Genomic DNA, 22,968 nt, shown 5'->3' on the forward strand with positions numbered 1-22,968 from the left:
TCTGTTGAGGCTTCAATGGACCGTTCGCTGAGGAGAGCCATGTCCGAGACCGCGCCGCAGGCCGGCAAGACCCCCGTCGACTTCTGGTTCGACCCGCTGTGCCCGTGGGCCTGGATGACCTCCCGCTGGGTGCTGGAGGTGGAGAAGCTCCGTGACATCGAGGTCCGCTGGCACCTGATGAGCCTCGCCGTGCTCAACGAGAACCGGCTGGACGAGCTGCCCGAGGAGTACCGGGAGATGCTCGCGACCAAGGCGTGGGGGCCGGTCCGCGTCGTCATCGCGGCCCAGCAGGAGCACGGCGCCGAGGTGCTCGGCGACCTCTACACCGCGCTCGGCACCCGCATCCACAACCAGGGCGAGGGCCCGGAGAAGTCGGCCGTGGCGGCCGCACTGAAGGACGTCGGGCTGCCCGACTCCCTCCTGGACCACTGGGACTCCACCCCTTACGAGCCCGAACTGCGCGCCTCCCACAAGGAGGGCATCGACAAGGTCGGCCAGGAGGTCGGCACCCCGGTCATCGCGCTCCCCGGCGACGACGGCGAGCAGATCGCCTTCTTCGGCCCGGTCGTCACCCCCACCCCCCAGGGCGAACAGGCCGCCCGCCTGTGGGACGGCACCGTCGCGGTCGCCTCGGTGCCGGGCTTCTACGAGATCAAGCGCACCCGCACCAAGGGCCCGGACTTCAGCAACCTGTGATCCCGCGCGGTGGTACGGCAGAGCCCCGCGAGTCACGTCCTCGCGGGGCTCTGCGTTCTTCCGCCTGCCGCCGTGAAGGGTGAGAAGACGATCACGAGGCAGGGCGTTCTGGGGGCGGGCCGTCGCTCCCGCGTGGCTCAGGGGGCGAGCAGCAGGGCGTTGGGGCGGGACTTCGCGGCCTCGTGGCGGCGGGCGACGTCCTGCCAGTTGACGACCTGCCACATGGCCTCGATGAAGTCCACCTTCTGGTTCCGGTACTGGAGGTAGAAGGCGTGCTCCCAGGCGTCGAAGACCAGGATCGGGGTCGATCCCTGGCCGACGTTGCCCTGGTGGTCGTAGACCTGCTCGACGATCAGCCGGCCGCTCAGCGGCTCGTACGCGAGCACGCCCCAGCCGGATCCCTGCGTGGTGGCGGCGGCCTTGGACAGCTGGGCCTTGAAGCCGGCGAAGGAGCCGAAGGACTCCTTGATCGCCTCGGCCAGCTCACCCACCCCGTCGGCGGCGAGCGGCTCGCCGCCGCCGTCCTTCGGGCCGGTCATGTTCTGCCAGTAGATGCTGTGCAGGATGTGCCCCGAGAGGTGGAAGGCCAGGTTCTTCTCCAGGCCGTTGACCGAGCCCCACGACTCCTTGTCCCGGGCCTCCGCGAGCTGCTCCAGCGTGTCGTTGGCGCCCTTCACATAGGCCGCGTGGTGCTTGTCGTGGTGCAGCTCGATGATCTCCGGGCTGATCACCGGATGGAGCGCGGAGTAGTCGTAGGGCAGGTCGGGCAGCGAATAGACGGGCATGGGCGGTCCCCTCCGGAGCCTTATTGCAACTCTATTGCAAGTGCAGAGTAACAACAAGAGTGTCGGGGGAACGGAAAGGCCCCCGCGTGTCGTACGCGGGGGCCTTTCCGTGCTGCGGCGGGGCGGGCGTCAGCTCCCGCTCGCCCGCAGCCTCTGCCGGGCGTACCCCACCGCCGCCAGCGCCGCCGTCATGCCGCCCGTGGAGTACAGCTGCACGCGCGTGTCCGCCTCGCGGGCCATCAGGACGAAGATCGCGGCCATGCCGGCGAGCGCGACCCAGGTGAGGACGGGGAACGCCCACATCCGCACGACCAGCTTCTGCGGCGCCTCGCGCTCGATGCGGCGGCGCAGCAGCAGCTGGGAGACGGCGATGAAGATCCAGACGACCAGGATGACCGCGCCGATCATGTTCAGCAGCCACTTGAAGATGTCGTTCGGCCGCCAGTAGCTGAGCAGCACGCAGACGAAGCCCAGCACGCTGGAGGTCAGGACCGCGACGCGCGGGACGCCGCCGGACAGCCTCGCCAGCACCTTCGGGCCCTGGCCGCGGTCGACCAGGGAGTAGGCGATGCGCGAGGCGCCGTAGATGTTGGCGTTCATCGCGGAGAGCAGGGCGACCAGGACGACGACGTTCATCAGCTGGCCCGCGCCGGGGATGCCCAGGTGGTCGAGCGTGGCGACGTAGGGGCCCTTGGAGACGACCTCCGCCGAGTTCCACGGGACCAGGGTCACCACGACCGCCATCGAGCCGATGTAGAACACCGCGATGCGCCACATCGCCGTGCGGACGGCGGACGCCACGCCCCGCACCGGGTCCTCGGACTCGGCCGCCGCGATGGTCACCGTCTCCAGGCCGCCGTAGGCGAAGACGGAGGCCAGCAGGCCGATGATCAGGCCGTCGCTCCCGTGCGGCAAGAAGTCGGACACGTTCGCGGCGCCCGGCGCGTCCGTGCCGGGCAGGACGCCCGCGATGGCCAGCAGGCCGAGGATCAGGAAGAGGGAGATCGCGCCGACCTTCAGCGTGGCGAACCAGAACTCGAACTCGCCGAAGTTGCGCACGGCCGCCAGGTTCGTCCCGCAGAAGACGACCATGAACAGCGCCACCCACATCCACTCGGGTGTGCCGGGCGCCCAGCCGGAGACGATGTGCGCCGCGCCGATGCCCTCCAGGCCGACGGCCGTGCACAGCAGGATCCAGAAGGACCAGCCGGCGGCGAAGCCCGCCCACGGCCCGATCGCCCGCTCGGCGTGCGCCGAGAACGAGCCCGAGGACGGGTACGCGGCCGACATCTCGCCCAGCATCCGCATCACCAGCATCACCAGCAGGCCGGAGACCGCGTAGGCGATGACGATGGACGGGCCGGCCGCGGCGATGCCCGCGCCGGAGCCGACGAACAGGCCCGCGCCGATCACGCCGCCGAGGGCGATCATCGACAGATGGCGCTGCTTGAGGCCGTGGGAGAGCGAGGTGCCGGCCTGCTGCCCAGGCGGCGTCTCGGTCGTCGGTTCCGGTGCGGTCATCAGCGCGGCTCTCCCCCTGCGATGGGCGGCAAAACCCCGCCAGTGTGGGTGGCCCGTCCGCTCAGGCCAACGGGCCGCCCACTATCCGGACACTTGTCGTACGCAGGGTGAACGGCCGGTTACGCCGCCGCGGGCACTGGCGTGTAGTGCGAGGCGTCGCCCTCGATCGAGTAGCTCTCCTTGCCCTCGACGCCCACCGGGACGTCCCCGGCGACGGTCACCCGGTGCAGCCGGCGCGGCCGGCCGTCGTAGTTGTCTATGGCGTAGTGCTGGGTGATCCGGTTGTCGAAGAGGACCAGCTCCCGCTCCGCCCAGCGGTGGCGCAGGACGTTCTCCGGACGGGTGACGTACGCCTGGAGGAGGTCGAGCACCTTGCGGGACTCACCGGTGGACAGGCCCGCGATCCGCTGCGCGAACCCGCCGATGAACAGGCCGCGCTCGCCCGTCAGCGGGTGGACGCGGACCACGGGGTGCACGGTGCGGTACGTGATGGACGTGAACTGGGCGCGCTGGGCCGCCCGCTCCTCGTCGACCTCCTCGTCCGGCACCGCGTAGTCGTAGTCGTTGGTGTGCTCGGCCCACAGGGTGTCGGCGAAGCGGCGCAGCGGTTCGGGCAGATCGCGGTAGGCGGCCGCCGCGTCGGCGATCAGGGTCTCGCCGCCGTACGGCGGGATGGTGATCGAGCGCAGGGTGCTGGCCTGCGGCGGGTTGAGGACGAAGGTGACGTCGGTGTGCCAGTGGTTGGCCCGGCCCCGCTCGCTGTCCACGGGCAGCACGTTCGGCGCGCCGTCGACCGCGCCGACCGTCGGATGTGCGGTGGTCAGATCCCCGAAGTGCCGGGCGAAGGCCTGCTGGCCGGCGTCGTCCAGACCGCCCGCGTCGAAGACGAGGGCCTTGTGGACGCCCAGGGCCTCACGGATCGCGGCGACATCCTCCGGGGCCAGGGGCCGGGTGATGTCGACACCGCAGACGCGGGCGCCGATGCGGGCGGTGACCTTGGTGATCTCGATGGACATGGTGGTTCCCTTCAGATGAGGTCAGATGAGGTCAGACGACGACAGCCCAGGTCAGACGAGGGCTGCGGTGTGCTGGTTGGCGGGGCGGGGGAGGCCGTAGCGCTCCCGGAGGGTGCGGCGGCGCCCGTACTCCGTGCGGAACAGGCCCCGGGCGCGCAGCAGGGGCACGACGTGCTCGACGAAGGCGTCCAGGCCGGAGGGCAGCACGGGGGGCATGATGTTGAAGCCGTCGGCGGCGCCCTGCGTGAACCAGGTCTCGATCTGGCCGGCGACCTGCTCGGGCGTGCCGGCGACGGTGAGGTGCCCGCGCCCGCCGCCGAGCCGTCCGATCAGCTGCCGCACGGTGAGGCGCTCGCGCCGGGCCAGTTCGACCACGAGCGTATAGCGGCTCCTGGCGCCCTCGATGGCGGACTCGGGCGGCAGGTCCGCGGGCAGCGAGCCGTCCAACTCCAGGGTCCCGGAGGGAAGTTGCAGCAGCCGCTCCAGGCGGTCCACCCCGTGGTCGTACACGATGTGGTCCTCCAGCCGCCGCTCCGCCGCCCGCGCCTCGGCCTCCGTCGCTCCCAGGACGGGCACGATCCCGGGCAGCACCTTGACGTGCTCGGGATCCCTTCCTGCCCGTGCCGTGCGGGACTTGAGGTCGGCGTAGAACGCCTGGGCCTCGGTGAGGGTCTGCTGCGCGGTGAAGACCGCCTCCGCGTACCGGGCCGCGAACGCCTTGCCGTCCTCGCTCGACCCCGCCTGCACGAGAAGGGGGTAGCCCTGGGGGGCGCGCGGGACGTTGAGGGCGCCCGCGACGCTGAAGTACGGGCCCTGGTGCGCGGGCGGGTGGATCTTGCTGTCGTCACCCCAGACGCCGGCCGCCTTGTCGGCGACGATCGCGTCGTCCTCCCAGCTGTCCCACAACTTCAGCGCCACGTCGAGGAATTCGGCGGCACGGGCGTACCGCTCGGCGTGCGCGGGCTCGGCGTCGAGCCCGAAGTTCCGGGCAGCCTCCGCCCCAGCCGTGGTGACGATGTTCCACCCGGCCCGGCCGCCGCTGATGATGTCCAGCGAGGCGAGCTTGCGGGCCAGGTTGTAGGGGGAGTTGTAGGAGGTGGAGGCGGTGGCGATCAGGCCGATGTGTTCGGTCGCCGTGGCCAGCGCGGTCAGCAGGGTCAGCGGTTCCAGGGCGCCGGCCGGGCGCTGGGCGAGACTGCCCCACAGGTGGGGGCCGTCGGCGAGGAAGAGCGAGTCGAAGGCGCCGCGCTCGGCGATCCGCGCGAGCCGCACGTAGTGCTGGAGGTCGACGTGCGCGTACGGGTCGCTCTCCGGCAGCCGCCACGACGCCTCGTGATGGCCGGTGTTCATCAGGAACGCGTTCAGGTGAAGCCTTCTTTGTGTCACTGGTGGTCCTCCGTGACGCCCAGTGCGGCCAGCAGCCGCTCGCGGTACTCGCCCAGCAGCGGCTCCCGGTAGGAGCGCGGGTGGGGGCGGTCGATGGTCAGGTCGAGGCCGATGCGGCCCCGGTCGAGGACGAGGACCCGGTCGGCGAGCACGATCGCCTCGTCCACGTCGTGGGTGACCAGCAGCACGGACGGCCGGTGCCGCTGCCACAGGTCGCGCAGCAGGGCGTGCATCCTGATCCGGGTCAGGGCGTCCAGCGCGCCGAACGGCTCGTCGGCCAGCAGCAGTTCGGGCTCGCGGACCAGGGAGCGGGCGAGCGCGGCCCGCTGGGCCTCGCCGCCGGACAGCTCGCCCGGCCAGGCCCGCTCGCGTCCCCCCAGCCCGACCTCCGCGAGGGCGGCCCGGCCGCGCTCCTCGGCGTCCCTGCCCTCCGTTCCCAGCAGCACGTTGTCCAGCACTCGGCGCCAGGGCAGCAGCCGGGAGTCCTGGAAGACGACCGAGACCCGCTCCGGAGCGGTCAGCCGGCCGGTGCCCGCCACCCCGTGGTCCAGGCCGGCGATCGCCCGCAGCAACGTGCTCTTGCCCGAGCCGCTGTGCCCGAGCAGGGCCGTGAACTGTCCGGCGGGCACCTCGAGATCGATGCCGTCGAGGACCGTGCGGCCGTCGAACGACCGTGTCAGACCCTGGAGCCGGACGGCGGGACGGGTCAGCTGCTCAGTGTGCGGCGCCATGACAGCACCCTCCGTTCGATGAGACGGACCACGCTGTCGGAGACCAGGCCGAAGACGCCGTAGATCAGCAGGCCGACCAGGATCACGTCGGTCTGGCCGTAGTTCTGCGCCTGGAACATCAGGTAGCCGAGGCCGCTGGTGGCGTTGATCTGCTCCAGCACCACCAGGCCCAGCCAGGATCCGGTCACCCCGAGCCGGAGGCCCACGAAGAATCCGGGCAGCGCGCCGGGGACCACCACCTGGCGGATGAAGGCGAACCTCGACAGCCCCTGCACCTCGGCGAGTTCGACGAAGCGGGTGTCGATGCCGGACAGCGCGGCATGCGTGTTCAGGTAGACCGGTATGTAGACGACGATCGCGATGATGGCGATCTTGAAAGTCTCCCCGATGCCCAGCCAGAGGATGAACAGCGGAATCAGCCCGAGGGTCGGGATGGCCCGGTTGAGCTGCACCGTTCCGTCGATCAGCGCCTCCCCGGTCCGGCTGAGCCCGGCGGCGAGCGCCAGCAGCACGCCGGCGCTCAGGCCGATCGCGAAGCCGTACGCGGCCCGCCTGAGGGAGGTCAGGACATCGGTGGTCAGCGTGCCGTCCGTCCACAGGTGACCGGCCGTCCGCAGTACCGTCCAGGGCGCCGGGACGGCGGCGGTGTCGAGCGTTCCTGCGGCGGACGCGGCGGCCCACAGCGCGAGCACCACCAGCGGTCCGACCAGCCGGGCGGCGGGCAGCCGGCGGCCGGGGGAGAGCCTGCGGCGCCGGCGGACCTGGGGCAGGTCCTCGGCGCTCGGTGCCGGGGTGGCGGTCGTCGTGGTCACGGCGGTCATTTCCGGTACTCCTCGGGTACGGCCCGGGCGGCGATCGCCTCGAAGCGGTGGTCGAAGAGGGAGGAGACGTCGAACTTCTTCACGAAGCCGCCCTCGGCGAGCAGATCGGCCGTCTCCTGTTCCCACTTGATCGCCTCGTCCCAACGGGGCGGGAACAGAGGCTTGTTGGCGAGGCGGGTGATGCCCTGCGCCTGTGCCAGGGTCAGGTTCTGCGTCTTGACGTAGAACTCCTCGTTCCACGCGTCCGGGTGCTCGTACGCCCACACCTGGCCCTGGGTCCACTGCGGGATGTAGGCGGCGATCGCGGCGGCCTTCGCGGGGTCGTTCAGCACGGACTGCGGCGCCCACAGAAGGTTGAGCAGGTCGACGACGTCCGTCTCGACGGCGCGGGCGCCCTTGGGTCCATACCGCTTCAGATAGGCGGGCGCCTGGCTGATGGCGAGCGGGGCCACGTCCACCTGGCCGGACTGCAGGGCGGTGAAGAACTGGTTGCTGGTCAGCGGGACCAGCGTCACCTCGTCGTACGCCAGACCCGCCTGCCTCAGTGCCCGCAGCAGGACGACCCCCTGCGCCTGGCCCTGGGAGAACGCGAGCCGCTTGCCCTTGAACCCGGCGGTCGTACGGATGTCGCTGCCGGGCCGGGTGGCGAAGAGGTAGTTCGGCTTACGGGTGAGGTCGATCGCCACGATCTTGGCGTCGTAGCCCTGGTAGTGCGCCTGGATCGGCGGGATGCCCGCGTTGTTCGCGAGGTCCAGGGACCCCGCGCGGAAGGCGTTGATGACGTCCGGCCCGGCCCCGATGTTCAGCCAGTTCGCCACGGTGAACGGCAGCTCGGGCAGCTTCGCCAGCCGGAACTGGAGCTGCTGCTGTCCCAGGTAGGAGGCGATCTTCAGGCTGGTCCCCGCCGGGACCTTGTCGGCGAGCGGCTTGGTGGCGGCGCCCTTGGCCGCGACGGAGGCCTCGCCCTTGGCGCAGCCGCTGAGGCCCGCCATGGTCGCGGACGCGCCCAGCAAGGAGGAGAGAAAGACACGACGGTGCATGGGAGAACTCCCAGGAGAAAAGAGAGGAAGCGCAGCAGGAATTCCGGGAAGGCAGGCCGGAGGAAGAAAGACTCACGCAGCGGGAAACACGCGCTTCATGCGCGGCAATGTGTCAGCAACAGAGGGTGCGACAACTCCTGAGCGGGTCCATGACCAGCATGTTCCCGGCCGCGATCGGCCCCTGTCAACATTCCGAGTTTCTGAATTAAATACCCTCAGGTGACGCGCCCAGGGGATCGCGGAACACCACGTCGAGGGCCACTGACCCGCCGGCGACCGCCAGCACGGAATCCGGGAAGCTTGTGGGCAGAACGGCCGCCGTACGACGTATTCCGGCCGATTCTCTGAGCGCGCTCAGGCAGTCCTCGAAATGGATCACGCCCATCTCCGTGACCACGACGGTCTCCGGATTGAGCACGTCCAGCAGCAGCCCGGCCGCCCGCCCCGTCATCCGGGCCCGCTCCACCAGGAGGCGGCGCGCCACCGCGTCCCCGGCCGCCGCCGCGGCCACCACGTGCATCGGGTTCCCCGAGTCGATCACCCCGGCCGCCCGGGCCCGCCGGCACAACGTCCGCTCGCTCAGCTCCACCTGGAGGCAGCCGGTCCGGCCGCACGGGCACTGCTCGGTGCCGCCCGGCAACGGCAGATGCGCGATCGCCCCGGCCGCCGAACGCGGCCCGTGGTGCACCTCGTCATGGGTGGCGAAGGCCGCGTCGACCACATTGCCCACGAACAGGTGCAGCACGCTCCCGCTGCCCCGGGCCCGCCCGAACAGCCGCTCCCCGTTCACCAACGCCCGCGCGTGCCCGTCCACATGGACCGGCAGCCCGCTGCGCGCACCGAGCAGCTCCCGCACCGGTACCTCCCGCCAGCCCAGCAGCTCGTGCTCGACCACCGTGCCCGTCGCCCGGTCCACCCAGCCGCCGACGGCCACCCCGACCCCGAGCGCCCGCCGACCCGGCACTCCGGCCAGCAGCCCCGCGAGCCCTTCGGCGGCCCGCGCCAGCACCGGGCCGGGCTCGGTGCGCTCGTGCTTCAGCTCGCGCCGAGCCACCACCCGGCCGCGCAGGTCCAGCAGGGCGACCGTGGTGTACGGCACGGCCACGTGCACCCCGCCGACCAGGAACCCCGTGTCGTCCAGATCGACGGGGACGTGCGGTCGGCCGACCCCGTTCGAGCGGCGCGGCACGACGGATTCCCGGATCAGGCCGAGACCGGCGAGCCGGGCACAGTGCTCGGTCACCGCCGCCGGCGACAACCCGGTCAGCCGGGCGACGGTACTGCGCGCCACCGGTCCGTGCTCCAGCACGCAGCGCAGCACGACACTGGCGCTGGTGCGCCGCCGACCGCTGTCGGCGGCGCGCGGAACGGGCGAGTCAAGGGTGGACACCGCGGTTCGGGGCATTCAGGACCGTCCTCGGGAACGGGGGCCGACACGGCGCGGGAGGGCGGGGCGTGCCGAGCGCTCGCCCCTGGGCCCCGTCGTTCCGCGCGGCCCGCCCTCCGGGCGGACGACGGGAATGTGACGACAGGGCCTAACCCGGGCGGCGACAGGTGGCCGCGCCCTGGCGTCGCAGGTCGACATAGCGACGCGACGTGAAGTACCGGGCCTGGGCAACCATGCGAGCGAAGCTAGCAAAACGTCCCCGCGCTGCCCAGAGCGCGACCGACGGGCGAGACGGGCCCGGCGGCGGCGCCGGGGTGTCGGGGCTTCGAGCAGGGCTTTGGCGGGAACCCACAGCCCCGGTCTCCGGTGGGGAAGTGAGGTGAGCGTCTCCACCTCAGTGACCGGTATCACGCCGTAACCGGTGTAACCCGCATCCTTTGTACGGAGCCCACCAAGGCCCGGCTCCAGCCTTTGTCGACCGGTGACGGTGATCGACGCGAGCGGCGCGGTATAGCGTCGCGATGTTCCCGCCTGCCCGCCCACACTCACCCCGCGGAGTCCCCATGAGCACCGCCACCGCCGGCGTCCGCCCGGCCACAGTCCTCGCCGACCTGCTCCCGGCGTCCCGCGTCCGCGACGCCGCCCTCGTCATCGGCGGTGCCGTGCTCACCGGCATCGCGGCCCAGGTGGCCGTCCCGGTGCCGCACTCCCCGGTGCCGGTGACCGGCCAGACCTTCGCCGCGCTGCTCGTCGGCACCACGCTCGGCGCCCGCCGCGGCTTCCTCTCCCTCGCCCTGTACGCGCTCGCCGGCGTGGCCGGGGTGCCCTGGTTCGCGGGCGGCGCCTCGGGTGCCGGCATGGTCTCCTTCGGCTACGTCATCGGCATGCTGCTCGCCTCGGCCGCCGTCGGCGCCCTGGCCCGGCGCGGCGCCGACCGCTCCGTGCTGCGCATGGCGGGCACGATGCTCCTCGGCGAGGCGGTCATCTACGCCGTCGGCGTGCCCTACCTGGTCCTGGCCGCCCACCTGTCCGCCTCGCAGGCCGTCGCCGCCGGCCTCACCCCGTACCTGATCGGCGACGCCCTCAAGGCCGCCCTGGCGATGGGCGCGCTGCCCACCGCCTGGAAGCTGGTCGACAAGCAGGGCTGAGGCGGTCGGTCGCGCTGAAGGGGTTCGGCCGGGTCGTCGCTTTCGCTGACCTGGGCCGGGCCCCTTCGGCGTGCGTGGTGGGGTGTGTGGTGGCTGGGGTGTCGTCGCTGTCGCCGTATGTCTGGTGGGCGATGTCCTCACGGCCGTCTTGAATGGTCTGCAGGCAGCGCTGAGGCGGTCGTTCGCGCTGAAGGGGTTCGGCCGGGTCGTCGCTTTCGCTGACCTGGGCCGGGCCCCTTCGGCGTGCGTGGTGGGGTGTGTGGTGGCTGGGGTGTCGTCGCTGTCGCCGTATGTCTGGTGGGCGATGTCCTCACGGCCGTCTTGAATGGTCTGCAGGCAGCGCTGAGGCGGTCGTTCGCGCTGAAGGGGTTCGGCCGGGTCGTCGCTTTCGCTGACCTGGGCCGGGCCCCTTCGGCGTGCGTGGTGGGGTGTGTGGTGGCTGGGGTGTCGTCGCTGTCGCCGTATGTCTGGTGGGCGATGTCCTCACGGCCGTCTTGAATGGTCTGCAGGCAGGGCTGAGGCGGTCGTTCGCGCTGAAGGGGTTCGGCCGGGGTCGTCGCTTTCGCTGACCTGGGCCGGGCCCCTTCGGCGTGCGTGGTGGGGTGTGTGGTGGCTGGGGTGTCGTCGCTGTCGCCGTATGTCTGGTGGGCGATGTCCTCACGGCCGTCTTGAATGGTCTGCAGGCAGGGCTGAGGCGGTCGTTCGCGCGAAGAGGCTCGCCCGGGTCGGCACTTTCGTCGACCCGGGCGAGCCTCTTCGTCGTATCGGGGCTCTGCGGCCCCGCACTGCGCTCGCGCGCGGCGTCAGCCGGTGGTGACCTTCTCGGCCGCGTCGACCGCGGGGGCCGGGGCGCGACCCGCCTCGACCTTCTGCTTCACCAGGGCGACCACGACCACGACCGCCGCCACGCCCACCGACAGCAGCACGGTCGTACGACCGCTGCTCTCGCCTTCCGTGTCGGTCAGCATGTAGCCGAGGACGCCGACGATGAAGGCGGCCGTGATCCACGTCAGATACGGGTACAGCCACATCCTCACGACGAGCTTCTCCGGCGCCTCCCGCTGGATGATCCTCCGCATCCGCAGCTGCGAGAAGCAGATCACCAGCCACACGAACAGCGCCACCGCGCCCGAGGAGTTGACCAGGAAGAGGAAGACGGTGTCCGGGTAGGCGTAGTTGAAGAAGACCGCCACGAAGCCGAAGACGACCGACGCGAGGATCGCCGCCATCGGCACACCGCGCGCGGTGGTGCGGGCGAACGCCTTGGGTGCGTCACCGCGCTGGCCCAGCGAGAACGCCATCCGGGAGGCGGTGTACAGGCCGGAGTTGAGACAGGACAGCACCGAGGTCAGGATGATGACGTTCATGATCTGACCGGCGTTCGGGATGCCGAGGGAGTTCAGCGCGGCGACGTACGAGCCCTGCGCCTTGATGGACGGGTCGTTCCACGGCAGCAGCGCGACCACGACGAGGATCGAGCCGAGGTAGAAGACGCCGATCCGCCAGATGATGCTGTTGGTGGACTTGGTGACCGCGCGCTGCGGGTCCTCCGACTCGCCGGCCGCCAGGGTGGCGATCTCGCTGCCCATGAAGGAGAAGACGACCAGCAGCACACCGGTGAGGATCGCGCCGGGCCCGTGCGGCAGGAAGCCGCCGTGGTTCGTCAGGTTGCCGAAGCTCGCCTTGTCGGTGTGCACCCCGGGGAGCACGCCGAACACCGCCAGCAGACCGATGACGATGAACGCGCCGATCGCCACGACCTTGATGCCGGCGAACCAGAACTCGAACTCGCCGTAGGAGCCGACGGAGACCAGGTTCGTCGCGGTCAGCACGGCCATGACGACGAGCGCCCAGCCCCACTGCGGCACGGCCGGGACCCAGCCCGCGAGGATCTTGGCGCCGGCGGTGGCCTCCACGGCCAGCACGACGACCCAGAAGAACCAGTAGAGCCAGCCGATGGAGAACCCGGCCCAGCGGCCGAGGGCACGGTCGGCGTGCGCGGAGAAGGAGCCGGAGGTGGGATTCGCGGCGGACATCTCGCCGAGCATCCGCATGACGAGGACGACGAGGGTGCCGACGAGTGCGTACGACAGGAGGATGCCCGGTCCCGCAGTGGCGATTCCGGAGCTGGAGCCGACGAAGAGGCCGGCTCCGATGACGCCACCGATCGCGATCATCGTCAGGTGGCGGTTCTTGAGTCCTGCTTGGAGGCCCGAACCAGGGGTCATGGACGGTTTCCTTTGCGCCAGGTGGAGCGGCCCGTACGAGCGGTGTACGAGTCGGTCCAGTGAATCCGAGGCGAACAGATTCGGGAACCTCCGAAATGCGATCGTTACTTGAGGTTCTCTTGAGGATCTATGGCGTCGCTCACATCCCGGCAGGCCGGCGGCTCCCCGCCTCCGCGCGCCGCCACCCGGGGCTGCTGCCCCGGACCGGCCGTGTCACACTCATGGCATGCGCGTGTATCTCGGCTCCGACCATGCGGGCTACGAACTGAAGAACCACCTCGTCGAGTGGCTCAAGGCGGCGGGGCACGAGCCCGTCGACTGCGGGCCGCACATCTACGACGCCCAGGACGACTACCCGCCCTTCTGCCTCCGCGCGGCGGAGCGCACGGCCGCGGACCCCGAGTCCCTCGGCATCGTGATCGGCGGCTCCGGCAACGGGGAGCAGATCGCCGCGAACAAGGTCGAGGGCGTGCGCGCGGCGCTGGCCTGGAGCGAGGAGACCGCTTCGCTGGGGCGGCAGCACAACAACGCCAACGTGGTGGCCGTGGGTGCGCGCATGCACAGCACGCAGGAGGCGACGAAGTTCGTCGAGACGTTCCTCACCACCCCGTTCTCCGGTGACGAGCGCCACATCCGCCGCATCGACATGCTGACGGCGTACGAGGAGACGGGCGACCTCCCGCCGATCCCGGCCCACCACCCGCAGCAGTAGGGACCCTGGGGGCCCCGCCCCCAGACCCCCGCACACCCCCGCTTTTCCCGAAGGGACAGCTCAGCCTTGCCGGAAGGGCACACCATCCATCGGCTGGCCCAGGACTACGCCGAGCGCTTCAGCGGCACCGCCCCGCGGGTCACGAGCCCCCAGGGCAAGTTCTCGGACGCCGCCGCCCTGCTGGACCGGGCCGAGCTGACGGCCACCGAGGCCCACGGCAAGCACCTCTTCCTCGGCTTCCGCGACACCGACTGGGTCCACATCCACCTCGGCCTGTTCGGCAAGGTCGGCTTCGGCGACGCCCCCGCGCCCCCGCCGGCCGACACCGTCCGGCTCCGGCTCGCCCACGACACCGCCTACGTCGACCTGCGCGGCCCGACCACCTGCGCGCTGATCACGGACGCCGAGAAGCGCGCCGTCCACGACCGCCTCGGCCCCGACCCGCTGCGCGAGGACGCCGACCCGAGCGCCGCCTACCGCCGCGTCGCGCGCAGCCGTACCACGATCGCCGCCCTGCTCATGGACCAGAAGATCGTCGCCGGCGTCGGCAACGTCTACCGTGCCGAAGTCCTCTTCCGGCACGGCATCGACCCGTACCGGGCGGGCAAGGACATCACCCCAGCCGAGTGGGACGCGATCTGGGACGACCTCGTCGCGCTGATGCGCGAGGGCGTCCGCAACAACCGCATCGACACCGTACGGCCCGAGCACACCCCCGAGGCCATGGGCCGCCCGCCGCGCGTGGACGACCACGGCGGCGAGGTGTACGTCTACCGGCGCGCCCCCCAGCCCTGCCACATCTGCGGCGACGAGATCCGCACCGCCGGCCTCGCCGCCCGCAACCTCTTCTGGTGCCCCACCTGCCAGAAACCGTGAGCCGGGGTCAGAAGCCGTGCGGCAGCCACGGCGGCACCGGTGAGCCGAACGCCACCGACGCCTCCGTCAGCGAGCCCGGCCGCAGCTCCCGCACCCGCCCGGCCGCCGCGAGGGACCCGAGGCTCACCCCGCCGAGGTAGGCCGCGCCCAACTCCCTTACGGACAGGGCGAGATCCGCCGCGTCCGCCGTCCGCTCGCAGGACGCGCTCTTCGGGTCACCGGTCAGCCGCCAACGGCCCGCGTTCCAGGGACAGAAGGCGTCCTCGACCTCGAACACCACGTCCAGCGGTGTCTGGTAGGTGCGGGCCGACAGGGCCGCGCCGACGTCGACCAGGCGGACGTACCCGGAGTCGCGCATGCGCGGGCGGCAGCGGCGGATGTCGTCCACCAGGTACTGCCAGGTGTCGTCCACCGGGCGCCCGTGCAGGCTCAGCGTGGTCATCAGGTCGATGCCGAACAGGAAGCGCCACAGCGCCGCGTCCGTCGCGGGGTCCAGCGCGGCCAGGTCCTCCAGCGCCACCGTGCCGTCGTGCCCGCTCGGCCCCCAGCCGAGCTTGGTGCGGTACCGGGCGTACCCGGTCACCCGTCCCGCCCGTTCGGCGACCACGCACCGCAGCGCCGACGCGCCCTCCCGCTCGCTCTCCGGGTCCAGCAGGGCCTGCCGCTCCCAGCCGGGCTGCCGGGCCAGCATCCCGGGCCGCAGCGGCACCAGCCGCGCGTACACCGCCTCGCACGCGTCGAGGACGTCCGCGGGCTCGGCGTACCGCACCCGCACGTCCCGCGTGCCGGCCGGCAGCGCCAGCGAGACCCGGCTCGTGTCGATCTCGGCCAACAGCTGGTAGGCCGCCGTGCCGTAGCCGAAGCGGCCGTAGATGGCCGGCTCGGACGCGAAGAGCACCGCCAGCGGCTCGCCCAGCGCGCGTACGTCGTCCAGCTGCCGGCGCATCATCGAGGTCAGCACCCCGCGGCGCCGGTGGGTGGCCGCCACGCTCACCATCGTCACGCCGGCCGCCGGGACCGCGGCGCCGCCCGGCACCGTCATCCGGAAGCTGAACGCCCCGGCCGTCCCGACGATCTCGTCCCCGTCCCGGGCCGCCAGCGAGCGGTCGAACTCCGTGAGGGACCGGTCCAGTTCGCGCTCCTCGGCCGAGGCGACACCGCCGAAGGCCCGGATCAGCCCGTCCCACCAGGGGTCGAACTCCTCCGGCCGTACCCCGGTCAACTCGATCGCGTGGTCAGTCCGCTCTGTCCCCATGAGCCCATGCTTACCAAGGCGGTGCGGGACGGGCCAGCGAATTTGCCCGGGACGGGGGCGCGGTGGCCGCGCGTGCCGTTCACTGTGAGGACCACCTGAGAAGTGGAGCCCCGCAGGGGGGACAAGTGGGACCTCCCGTGCCAAGCAGCCGGTCCGATGGATAGGGTCGCGAACTAATGGCAGCAGGACGAGAACGGCGCGCGAAGGCCGAGACGTTCACGGCCCGGTGGAAGATGCAGTGGCACCGGGTCCGCACCGGCCTGCGCAGAAGCGCCGTGGACTACTTCCGCGGCGACGGCTCCGACTGGATCGCGTTCGCCGGGCTGCTGCTGACCATCCCGGTGCTCATGGGCATGACCCTGGTCGACTCGGTGTGGTGCTCCCCGGCCACGCTGGTGCTGCCGATCATCGCGGGCGGGCTGCTGCTGCGCCCGGCGAGCCTGCTCGGGCTGTACGCGGCCGGGGCCACGGCACTGATCGTGGAGTCGGTGCGGCTCGGCCCGTACACGGAGGGCCCCTCGCGCGTGACCCCCGGGGTGGTGCTCGTGGTGGCCGCCTGCGGCTTCTTCGGTCTGCTCACCGCCCAGTTCCGCAGCCGGGTCGGCGTGCCCTGGCGGCGCGGCGGCACCATGCTGTTCGACCTGCGCGAGCGGATCCGGGTGCAGAGCACGCTGCCGAAGCTGCCGCGGGGCTGGCACCACGAGATGGCGCTGCGGCCGGCCGGCGGGCAGTCCTTCTCCGGCGACTTCGTGGTGGCCGCGCGGACGAACGGCGGCCGCACCCTGGAGGTCGTCCTGACGGACGTCTCCGGCAAGGGCATGGACGCCGGCTCCCGCGCCCTGCTCCTGTCGGGCGCCTTCGGCGGCCTCCTCGGCTCCCTCCCGCCGCACGCCTTCCTCCCCGCCGCGAACGGCTACCTCCTGCGCCAGGACTGGGACGAGGGCTTCGCCACGTCCATCCACCTCGTCCTGGACCTCGACTCCGGGGACTACGAGCTGTACACCGCCGGCCATCCGCCGGGGCTCCAGCTGAGCGCGGGCAGCGGACGCTGGGAGGAGAAGGCCGCCGAGGGTCCGCTGCTCGGGGTGTACGACGGCGCCCAGTTCGACCCCGTGAAGGGCACCCTGCGCCCGGGCGACGTCCTGATGCTCTTCACCGACGGCCTGGTGGAGACCTCCGACCGGGACATCGTCGAGGGCATAGACCGCCTCACCGGCGAGGCCGACCGCTACGTCGCCGGCGGCTTCCACGGCGCCGCGTGGCACCTGATCGAGGCGGTCGCCAGAGACGTCAACGACGACCGCGCCCTCCTCCTGATCTGCCGCGAAGCGACGGCATCGGCCCACTGAGGCAGGGGCGTCCCGACGGCGGGCGACTTCAACCGGCCCTGACCGGAACCTGACCGACCTCCACCCCCGGCCGGCCCGTTCTCGGGGTGCTCGGCGTCGGCCGGTCCGTGTCGGCGGCTGCTCCGCGTCGGCCGGGTGGTCTTTGGCCGGGGTGCTCCGTCGGCTGGGCGGTCTCTGGCCGGTTCCCTCTGCCGGCCGGACCGTGGTCGGCGTCCGCCCTCGTCAGAGCCGGTCTCGGCCGGTGCCCTGCGTCGGCTGGGCCCTCGTCGGCTGGTGCCCTGCGTCGGCTGGACTGCCGTGGGCCGGCGTCTTGCCTTTGCCGGGCCACCTCCGGCTGGTGCTCTGTGTTGGTGGGGCTGTGGTCGGCGTCTGGGCTGGACTGCTGTCGGTCGGGGTCTTGCCGTGGCGGGGCGGCCTCCGGCCGGTGCTCTACGGCGGTCGTGCGGTCTCCGGCTGTTCGCTCCGTCGGTTGCGCTGGGGGCGAGCCTGCGCTCGGCAGAGCCGTTCCCGGCGGCTGCTCCGCGTCGGCCGGGCGGTCTCCGGTCGGTTTCCGGCGGCGGCTGGGCTGTGGCCGACGGCTGCCCTCGGCCGGTGCCCTTCCTTCGGCGGGGCGCCTGCGCGGGCGTTGGCCGTCGGCCGGGGCGCCCCGGCCCTGTCGGCTCAGCCGGCGCCGTCCTCCGGTGTTCGGGTGGCGGCGCTGAGGGGGGCCAGGACCTGCCAGCCGAGGTTCTCGTACAGGGCCCGGCCGGCTGCCGTGGCGCCCAGGACGGCGGCCTTCGCGCCGTGCCGGGTTCCGGCCTCGGCGAGCGCTCCCAGTACCGCGCGCCCGAGTCCCCTGCGCTGGTGGGCGGAGTCGGTCTCGACCTGGTCCACAGCGCCGCTCGTACCGGTGACGGCTATCTGGCCCCGGGCCGCGAAGGAGCCGTCGGCGGCGCGGACCAGCACCCGGGTGACCCCGGCCCGGTGCCAGCTGCTCAGCCGGTACCCGCCGGCGAGCGGGGCCGGGGCGACGGGATGGTCGAGGGAGACGGCCATGAGGGAGTCGTGACCGTCCAGCAGGGTCCAGCCGGCCGGCAGCCACGCCCGCAGCACCGGTGCCGGAACGAACGCCTTCAGCGCGACCCCGCGCGGGCTGCTGACGGCCAGTTTCCGGACGGTGGCCTCGTCGGCGGAGGTCAGGACGTGCCGGGCGACCTCCCTCGGCTGGCCGACGTCCACGGTGAACCCCCAGGGGCGGTCCGCCGGTTCGGCCGCGCCGCGCGATACGACCCACCCGTGGACCCAGGCCCGTACGGCGTCTTCTGTGCTCTCGAACGGCAAGGCGACCCCCAGATTGTGTAATGAGTGCATGGCGGGTCTGATTATTACTCAGTCGAGCGGCGCCGCGCTGCGGGACACTGGGGCGGTGACCCAGCCCACGCCATCACCCGCGCCCCCGCTGACGCTCGCCGAGGTCGAGGCCCTCGCCCGGGCCGCCCATGAGGGCCAGACCGACAAGGCGGGGCGGCCGTACGCCGAACACCTCGCCGCCGTCGCCGAGGGCGTGCGCGCCCGGGGCGGGGACCCGGAGCAGATCGCGGCGGCCTGGCTGCACGACGCCGTCGAGGACGCCGCCCTCAGCCGGCAGTGGCTGGCCGCGGCCGCGCTGACCGAACGCACCAAGGCCCTCGTGGACGCCCTCACCAAGCGGGCGGGGGAGGAGCCGGCCGCGTACGCCCGCCGCATCCTCGCCACCCCGGGCGCACGCCTGGTGAAGGAGGCCGACCTCGCGCACAACGCCGATCCCCGGCGCCTCGCCGTCCTCGACGGGCCGACCCGGACACGGCTGACCGAGAAGTACGCGACGATGCGCGCGCTCCTCGGTCTCGCCGAGGGAGCCGGCCAGGCCTAGTGCCCGGGCAGGCGACGTTCGCCCCGTCGCGACGCCCGGCACGCCACCCCGCTGCGCGGGAGGCGCCCCCACTCGCCGCACCGGCCGAAAGCCCACGTACGCCCAGTACGAGGACTTCCGGCCGGCACACCGACAGCACGCACCGGACGCCGCTCCTTGACGGGCAAACGTCGCCTGCCGGGGCACTAGGCGCCGACCGCCTCCCGGGCGGCGGCGCTCTCCCTCTTCTCGCGCTCACGGGCGATCTCGGCCGCGTCCTGCCGGAACGCCCACTCCATCCCCGGCTCCATCGCGAAGCGGAACACTCGCTGCACGGGCCTGGTGCACAGCAGTGTGACGACGGCGGCCGCCAGCAGCGTCACGAACATCTCGCCGAGCGGGCGGTGCAGCCAGCCCTGGTCGAACCAGCCGCCGTAGGTCGCCGTCTTCACCACGAAGCCGTGCAGCAGATAGCCGTACAGCGTGCCCGCGCCGAGGGCGGTGAACCACGTCCTGCGCCGTGGCACCCAGGCGAAGAAGACGGCGGTCAGCAGCAGCGCGCAGGCGAACAGCGCCAGTGTCATGAGCGGCCCGGTCCACCACGGCGCGCCCAGGTTCTGCGCCGCGCTCTCCCGGTAGAACCAGTTGTCCTCCATGTGCGGCGCCGTCCACCAGCCGACGGCGGCCGCCGCCGCGGCCACCGGCAGCGACGCGATCCGCACCCACCGGCGGCGCAGCGCCGCGAAGTGCTCGGGGCGCAGGGTCAGGCCCAGCACGAAGAACGGCAGGAACTGCAGGACGCGCCCCAGGGCGAGGCCGCCCCCCGTGCCGGGGGAGACCGAGCCGACCATGGCGACGCCGAGCGCGATCGGCAGCGGCCTGCGCACCAGCTTCCACAGGGGGCTGGTCAGCCGCCAGACGAACAGCGCGCACAGGAACCACGTCAGGTACCAGGGGGTGACCAGGTCGAACGGCTCGGCGGAGTGGCCGACGTGGCGCCGGAACAGCGAGTAGGCCGTCTGGAACACGACGTACGGCACCGCGACCCCGGTGACCAGGCGCTTCAGCCGGTCCGGGCGCATGTCGAAACTGCGCGAGAAATAGCCGGAGATGATGACGAACGCCGGCATGTGGAAGGTGTAGACGACGTTGTAGAGGCCTTCGAGGACGCGGCTGTCACCCTTGAGCGGCGCCCAGGAGTGGCCCGCGGCCACCAGCACGATCGCCAGGTACTTGACGTTGTCGAAGAACGCGTCGCGCTGCCCGCCCGGTCTGCCGGCCGGGGGCCGCCGCTCCCGCGCACCCGCCGGGGTGCGTGGACCGGGCACCGCGTCCGCCGGCGTCCGCGACGGAGGAAGTGCCCTGCGGATGGGACCGAGGGGCGAGGCGGCATCGAACATCTCAGGCACCCTAGCGCCGCCCGTGGAATTCCGTAAAACCCGTGCCGGCATTCCTGGTTAATGGTCCTGAATAGCCAACCTTTTACATGCACTTGGGCCGTTGGTTCACCCTTGATGTCCTGATTGATCCCGACTAAATGGGGCATATCGCGGCTCTGTGCGGAGAATTCGAATTACCTGCGCGCGGGATGTGTGGAGACGGAAACGAAGCCGCGAAGTCGCTTAATGGGCGGGGGACTCGGGCCCCGCGTGGCCGGCCCGGTTTCCGGTGCCGTGTCCCTGATGTATCCCCGACGTTCCGTCACGGGCCGCATAGGGTGACCGTGTTGGTGGCACGATGGTCCTGGCGGGGGTGCGGGCCGTACCCCCGGGCCGGGAGAGCGGACCGACCTAGGGTGTGATCAGTTGTGGCCATTTCACTGTCTGTGGTGCTGCTGTTGGCGATCATCCTGGTGGTGCTGATCCGCGGGGGCAACATCAAGGCGGGCCCCGCGCTCGTCGCCATACTCTTCGGCTTCTTCCTCGCCTCGACAGGTATGGCCCCCTCCATCACCCGCTTCCTGGACTCGATAGCCCAGTCCATCAACTCGATCAAGTTCTGATCCGGCGAGCGGCGAGGGCGGTCGGCCGAAGCCCCCGGGGGACACGGCCGAAGGCCCAGGACAAGAGGAGAACGTCCTCTCGCCTGGGCCTTCGGGTGATCAGAGCGGGCGACGGGAATCGAACCCGCGTAGCTAGTTTGGAAGACTAGGGCTCTACCATTGAGCTACGCCCGCAAGCGTGCGCCGCAGGTCGGTGACCTCGGCACGGGAGCATCGTAGCGGGTCGCCCGGCGCCGAGGCCAACGACTTCCTCCGGGAGAGCGCCCGCGAGCCCCCCCGCCGCCCCCCAGGGGGCCTGCCGTGCGCCGGCCCGTGGAATCGGGCCGACGTCACCGTCCGGGGCATGTACCCTACCTGTCGCACCAGACGGGGTGTGGCGCAGCTTGGTAGCGCGTCCGCTTTGGGAGCGGAAGGCCGTGGGTTCAAATCCCGCCACCCCGACCACCGGCTCACGGCGTCGTGATGATCGCCTTTTGGGGCGCTGACCGGCTGCGGTTACTATGCAAGCTGCGCGCCCGTGTGTCCCGGCCCCATGGCCTACGTACTCCTCCGGGCGACGACATCCGCCGGACCTGTCTGGCTCCGGCAGAACCCAAGAAGTCAGCCACAAGGAGACCGAACCGTGAAGAGCGCCGTGGAGACCCTGAACCCGACCCGGGTTCGGCTCACTGTCGAGGTGCCCTTCGAGGAGCTCAAGGACAGCCTCGACGCGGCGTACAAGAAGATCAACCAGCAGGTCACGGTGAAGGGCTTCCGCAAGGGCAAGATCCCGGCCCGCGTCATCGACCAGCGGTTCGGCCGCGGTGCGGTGCTGGAGGAGGCCGTCAACGACGCGCTTCCGAAGTTCTACACCGAGGCGGTCAACGAGGCCGAGCTGAACCCGCTGGGCCAGCCCGAGGTCGACATCACCGAGCTGAAGGACGGCGAGACGCTGAACTTCACCGCCGAGGTCGACGTCCGCCCCGCCCTGGAGATCCCGGACTACTCCGGCATCGAGGTCGAGGTCGACGCCGTCGAGGTCACCGACGAGGACGTCGAGAAGTCCGTCGAGCAGCTCCGTGAGCGCTTCGCCTCCACCTCCCCGGTCGAGCGCGCCGCCGAGGACGGCGACGTCGTCACCGTCGACCTGGAGGCCAAGGTCGACGGCGAGGTGCTGGAGGACGGCATCGCCAACGGCGTCTCCTACACCATCGGCTCCGGCGAGCTGCTCGACGGCATCGACGACGCCGTCAAGGGCAAGTCCGCCGGCGAGGAGGCCACCTTCACCTCCGAGCTGAAGGGTGGCTCCGCGGCCGGCAAGGAGGCCGAGGTCACCGTCAAGGTCACCCAGGTCGCCGCCCGTGAACTGCCCGAGCTGGACGACGAGTTCGCGCAGCTCGCCTCCGAGTTCGACACCCTGGACGAGCTGAAGGCCGACAGCCGCAAGCGCCTGGCCAACATGAAGCAGTTCGACCAGGCCACCCAGGCCCAGGAGCGCGTCCTGGAGAAGCTGCTGGAGCTGGTCGAGGTCCCGGTCCCCGAGAAGCTGCTCGAGGACGAGATCAACACCCGCAAGCACAACCTGGAGCACCACCAGCTGGGCCAGATGGGCCTGACCCTCGACAAGTACCTGGAGATCCAGGGCAAGACCGCCGAGGAGTTCGAGGCCGAGACCCGCGAGGCCGCGATCAAGGGCATCAAGACCCAGTTCGTCCTCGACGAACTGGTCAAGCAGGAGAAGCTCAACGTCAACCAGGAGGAGCTGACCGAGCACCTCATGCGGCGCGCGGCCTCCTCCGGCATGTCCCCCGACCAGTTCGCCCAGGCCGTCGTCGAGGGCGGCCAGGTCCCGCTCCTGGTCGGCGAGGTCGCCCGCGGCAAGGCCCTGGCCGTCGTGGTCGAGAAGGCCACGGTCAAGGACACCAACGGCGAGATCGTCGACCTGAGCGACGAGGAGGAGGAGACCGAGGCCGCCGAGGCGTCGGAGACCTCCGAGGAGAACGCCGAGGGCTGATCGGCCCCGCGGCGCCTTCGAAGCGCGTACGACGGGCCCTGGGGACTTTCCCCGGGGCCCGTTTGCGGCACCGGGGGGGCACGTGTCGGCCCTGGGGGGCACGTGTCGGCCCTGGGGGCGCGGGACTGTACCGATGTGCGGCTCCGCCGCGC

The 22,968-nt window shown here is 71.6% G+C and carries 20 protein-coding genes and 2 tRNA genes; 9 read left to right on the plus strand and 13 right to left on the minus strand.

Annotated features, from left to right (window positions below; all coding sequences use genetic code 11):
• Positions 1–39: 39 nt before the first annotated feature.
• A complete protein-coding gene (locus ACZ60X_RS39525) occupies positions 40–696 on the plus strand; it encodes a mycothiol-dependent nitroreductase Rv2466c family protein (protein ID WP_469609676.1) in 657 nt (218 codons plus the stop codon).
• Positions 697–833: 137 nt separating this feature from the next.
• Here the strand turns inward: ACZ60X_RS39525 and ACZ60X_RS39530 are convergent, their stop codons facing one another.
• The 8 genes from ACZ60X_RS39530 to ACZ60X_RS39565 all read right to left on the minus strand — a co-directional run bounded on the left by ACZ60X_RS39530 (position 834) and on the right by ACZ60X_RS39565 (position 9,401).
• On the minus strand, positions 834–1,481 hold the full coding sequence (locus tag ACZ60X_RS39530; protein WP_469609679.1) for a superoxide dismutase: 648 nt from the start codon (positions 1,479–1,481) through the stop codon (positions 834–836).
• A gap of 129 nt (positions 1,482–1,610) precedes the next feature.
• Positions 1,611–3,002, minus strand: coding sequence for an amino acid permease (locus ACZ60X_RS39535; protein WP_469609682.1), 1,392 nt, complete (start codon positions 3,000–3,002; stop codon positions 1,611–1,613).
• 119 nt (positions 3,003–3,121) lie between these two features.
• A complete protein-coding gene (locus ACZ60X_RS39540; RefSeq protein WP_469609685.1) occupies positions 3,122–4,018 on the minus strand; it encodes a TauD/TfdA dioxygenase family protein in 897 nt (298 codons plus the stop codon).
• Between the two features lie 51 nt (positions 4,019–4,069).
• Entirely contained in the window at positions 4,070–5,404 is a 1,335-nt protein-coding gene (locus ACZ60X_RS39545) for an LLM class flavin-dependent oxidoreductase (RefSeq protein ID WP_469609688.1), read from the minus strand.
• Complete coding sequence (locus ACZ60X_RS39550; protein WP_469609691.1) at positions 5,401–6,135, minus strand: ABC transporter ATP-binding protein; 735 nt, start codon at positions 6,133–6,135, stop codon at positions 5,401–5,403. Before ACZ60X_RS39550 ends, ACZ60X_RS39545 begins: the two co-directional genes overlap by 4 nt.
• Complete coding sequence (locus ACZ60X_RS39555; protein ID WP_469609694.1) at positions 6,111–6,956, minus strand: ABC transporter permease; 846 nt, start codon at positions 6,954–6,956, stop codon at positions 6,111–6,113. Before ACZ60X_RS39555 ends, ACZ60X_RS39550 begins: the two co-directional genes overlap by 25 nt.
• Positions 6,953–7,996 carry an ABC transporter substrate-binding protein gene (locus ACZ60X_RS39560; protein ID WP_469609696.1) on the minus strand — a complete coding sequence of 348 codons (1,044 nt, stop codon included), beginning with the start codon at positions 7,994–7,996 and terminating at the stop codon, positions 6,953–6,955. Before ACZ60X_RS39560 ends, ACZ60X_RS39555 begins: the two co-directional genes overlap by 4 nt.
• 205 nt (positions 7,997–8,201) lie before the next feature.
• Positions 8,202–9,401 carry an ROK family protein gene (locus ACZ60X_RS39565; RefSeq protein ID WP_469609700.1) on the minus strand — a complete coding sequence of 400 codons (1,200 nt, stop codon included), beginning with the start codon at positions 9,399–9,401 and terminating at the stop codon, positions 8,202–8,204.
• A gap of 545 nt (positions 9,402–9,946) precedes the next feature.
• Between ACZ60X_RS39565 and ACZ60X_RS39570 the strand changes: the two genes are divergently transcribed.
• Positions 9,947–10,531: a biotin transporter BioY gene (locus ACZ60X_RS39570; protein WP_469609703.1), complete on the plus strand. Its 585-nt coding sequence runs from the start codon at positions 9,947–9,949 to the stop codon at positions 10,529–10,531.
• Between the two features lie 803 nt (positions 10,532–11,334).
• Here ACZ60X_RS39570 and ACZ60X_RS39575 read toward each other — a convergent pair.
• Complete coding sequence (locus ACZ60X_RS39575) at positions 11,335–12,759, minus strand: amino acid permease (protein ID WP_469609706.1); 1,425 nt, start codon at positions 12,757–12,759, stop codon at positions 11,335–11,337.
• Positions 12,760–12,985: 226 nt separating this feature from the next.
• Between ACZ60X_RS39575 and ACZ60X_RS39580 the strand changes: the two genes are divergently transcribed.
• Both ACZ60X_RS39580 and ACZ60X_RS39585 read left to right on the plus strand, forming a co-directional pair.
• Positions 12,986–13,471, plus strand: coding sequence for a ribose-5-phosphate isomerase (locus tag ACZ60X_RS39580; RefSeq protein ID WP_469609709.1), 486 nt, complete (start codon positions 12,986–12,988; stop codon positions 13,469–13,471).
• A gap of 66 nt (positions 13,472–13,537) precedes the next feature.
• Positions 13,538–14,347 (plus strand): Fpg/Nei family DNA glycosylase, encoded by an 810-nt coding sequence (locus ACZ60X_RS39585; RefSeq protein ID WP_469609712.1) that lies wholly within the window; start codon positions 13,538–13,540, stop codon positions 14,345–14,347.
• A 7-nt stretch (positions 14,348–14,354) separates the two neighbouring features.
• On the opposite strand, the gene ACZ60X_RS39590 is transcribed toward ACZ60X_RS39585, so the two are convergent.
• A complete protein-coding gene (locus tag ACZ60X_RS39590; protein WP_469609715.1) occupies positions 14,355–15,602 on the minus strand; it encodes a GNAT family N-acetyltransferase in 1,248 nt (415 codons plus the stop codon).
• A gap of 176 nt (positions 15,603–15,778) precedes the next feature.
• Here ACZ60X_RS39590 and ACZ60X_RS39595 point away from each other — a divergent pair, with 176 nt between their 5' ends.
• Positions 15,779–16,951 carry a SpoIIE family protein phosphatase gene (locus tag ACZ60X_RS39595; RefSeq protein ID WP_469609718.1) on the plus strand — a complete coding sequence of 391 codons (1,173 nt, stop codon included), beginning with the start codon at positions 15,779–15,781 and terminating at the stop codon, positions 16,949–16,951.
• A 660-nt stretch (positions 16,952–17,611) separates the two neighbouring features.
• On the opposite strand, the gene ACZ60X_RS39600 is transcribed toward ACZ60X_RS39595, so the two are convergent.
• A complete protein-coding gene (locus ACZ60X_RS39600; RefSeq protein WP_469609720.1) occupies positions 17,612–18,301 on the minus strand; it encodes a GNAT family N-acetyltransferase in 690 nt (229 codons plus the stop codon).
• A gap of 55 nt (positions 18,302–18,356) precedes the next feature.
• Between ACZ60X_RS39600 and ACZ60X_RS39605 the strand changes: the two genes are divergently transcribed.
• A complete protein-coding gene (locus tag ACZ60X_RS39605) occupies positions 18,357–18,842 on the plus strand; it encodes an HD domain-containing protein (RefSeq protein WP_469609722.1) in 486 nt (161 codons plus the stop codon).
• 185 nt (positions 18,843–19,027) lie between these two features.
• Here the strand turns inward: ACZ60X_RS39605 and ACZ60X_RS39610 are convergent, their stop codons facing one another.
• Positions 19,028–20,221 carry an acyltransferase family protein gene (locus ACZ60X_RS39610; RefSeq protein ID WP_469609725.1) on the minus strand — a complete coding sequence of 398 codons (1,194 nt, stop codon included), beginning with the start codon at positions 20,219–20,221 and terminating at the stop codon, positions 19,028–19,030.
• 407 nt (positions 20,222–20,628) lie between these two features.
• Here ACZ60X_RS39610 and ACZ60X_RS39615 point away from each other — a divergent pair, with 407 nt between their 5' ends.
• Positions 20,629–20,823: a hypothetical protein gene (locus ACZ60X_RS39615; RefSeq protein WP_469609728.1), complete on the plus strand. Its 195-nt coding sequence runs from the start codon at positions 20,629–20,631 to the stop codon at positions 20,821–20,823.
• Positions 20,824–20,926: 103 nt separating this feature from the next.
• Here ACZ60X_RS39615 and ACZ60X_RS39620 read toward each other — a convergent pair.
• Positions 20,927–20,997, minus strand: a tRNA-Gly gene (locus ACZ60X_RS39620).
• Positions 20,998–21,190: 193 nt separating this feature from the next.
• On the opposite strand from ACZ60X_RS39620, the gene ACZ60X_RS39625 reads away from it, so the two are divergent.
• Both ACZ60X_RS39625 and tig read left to right on the plus strand, forming a co-directional pair.
• A tRNA-Pro gene (locus ACZ60X_RS39625) sits at positions 21,191–21,267 on the plus strand.
• A 178-nt stretch (positions 21,268–21,445) separates the two neighbouring features.
• On the plus strand, positions 21,446–22,816 hold the full coding sequence (gene tig / locus ACZ60X_RS39630; RefSeq protein ID WP_469609732.1) for a trigger factor: 1,371 nt from the start codon (positions 21,446–21,448) through the stop codon (positions 22,814–22,816).
• The last annotated feature ends 152 nt before the right edge of the window (positions 22,817–22,968 follow it).

This window comes from Streptomyces sp. NPDC104106, from assembly GCF_055584345.1.

Excerpts from the sequence above, each read along its gene's own strand:
- ACZ60X_RS39535 (WP_469609682.1), bottom strand. The coding sequence starts at position 3,002 with ATGACCGCACCGGAACCGACGACCGAGACGCCGCCTGGGCAGCAGGCC.
- ACZ60X_RS39575 (WP_469609706.1), bottom strand. The coding sequence starts at position 12,759 with ATGACCCCTGGTTCGGGCCTCCAAGCAGGACTCAAGAACCGCCACCTG.
- ACZ60X_RS39525 (WP_469609676.1), top strand. The coding sequence starts at position 40 with ATGTCCGAGACCGCGCCGCAGGCCGGCAAGACCCCCGTCGACTTCTGG.
- ACZ60X_RS39610 (WP_469609725.1), bottom strand. The coding sequence starts at position 20,221 with ATGTTCGATGCCGCCTCGCCCCTCGGTCCCATCCGCAGGGCACTTCCT.
- ACZ60X_RS39555 (WP_469609694.1), bottom strand. The coding sequence starts at position 6,956 with ATGACCGCCGTGACCACGACGACCGCCACCCCGGCACCGAGCGCCGAG.
- ACZ60X_RS39540 (WP_469609685.1), bottom strand. The coding sequence starts at position 4,018 with ATGTCCATCGAGATCACCAAGGTCACCGCCCGCATCGGCGCCCGCGTC.
- ACZ60X_RS39580 (WP_469609709.1), top strand. The coding sequence starts at position 12,986 with ATGCGCGTGTATCTCGGCTCCGACCATGCGGGCTACGAACTGAAGAAC.
- ACZ60X_RS39595 (WP_469609718.1), top strand. The coding sequence starts at position 15,779 with ATGGCAGCAGGACGAGAACGGCGCGCGAAGGCCGAGACGTTCACGGCC.
- ACZ60X_RS39530 (WP_469609679.1), bottom strand. The coding sequence starts at position 1,481 with ATGCCCGTCTATTCGCTGCCCGACCTGCCCTACGACTACTCCGCGCTC.
- ACZ60X_RS39570 (WP_469609703.1), top strand. The coding sequence starts at position 9,947 with ATGAGCACCGCCACCGCCGGCGTCCGCCCGGCCACAGTCCTCGCCGAC.
- ACZ60X_RS39565 (WP_469609700.1), bottom strand. The coding sequence starts at position 9,401 with ATGCCCCGAACCGCGGTGTCCACCCTTGACTCGCCCGTTCCGCGCGCC.
- ACZ60X_RS39560 (WP_469609696.1), bottom strand. The coding sequence starts at position 7,996 with ATGCACCGTCGTGTCTTTCTCTCCTCCTTGCTGGGCGCGTCCGCGACC.
- ACZ60X_RS39550 (WP_469609691.1), bottom strand. The coding sequence starts at position 6,135 with ATGGCGCCGCACACTGAGCAGCTGACCCGTCCCGCCGTCCGGCTCCAG.
- ACZ60X_RS39600 (WP_469609720.1), bottom strand. The coding sequence starts at position 18,301 with ATGCACTCATTACACAATCTGGGGGTCGCCTTGCCGTTCGAGAGCACA.
- ACZ60X_RS39590 (WP_469609715.1), bottom strand. The coding sequence starts at position 15,602 with ATGGGGACAGAGCGGACTGACCACGCGATCGAGTTGACCGGGGTACGG.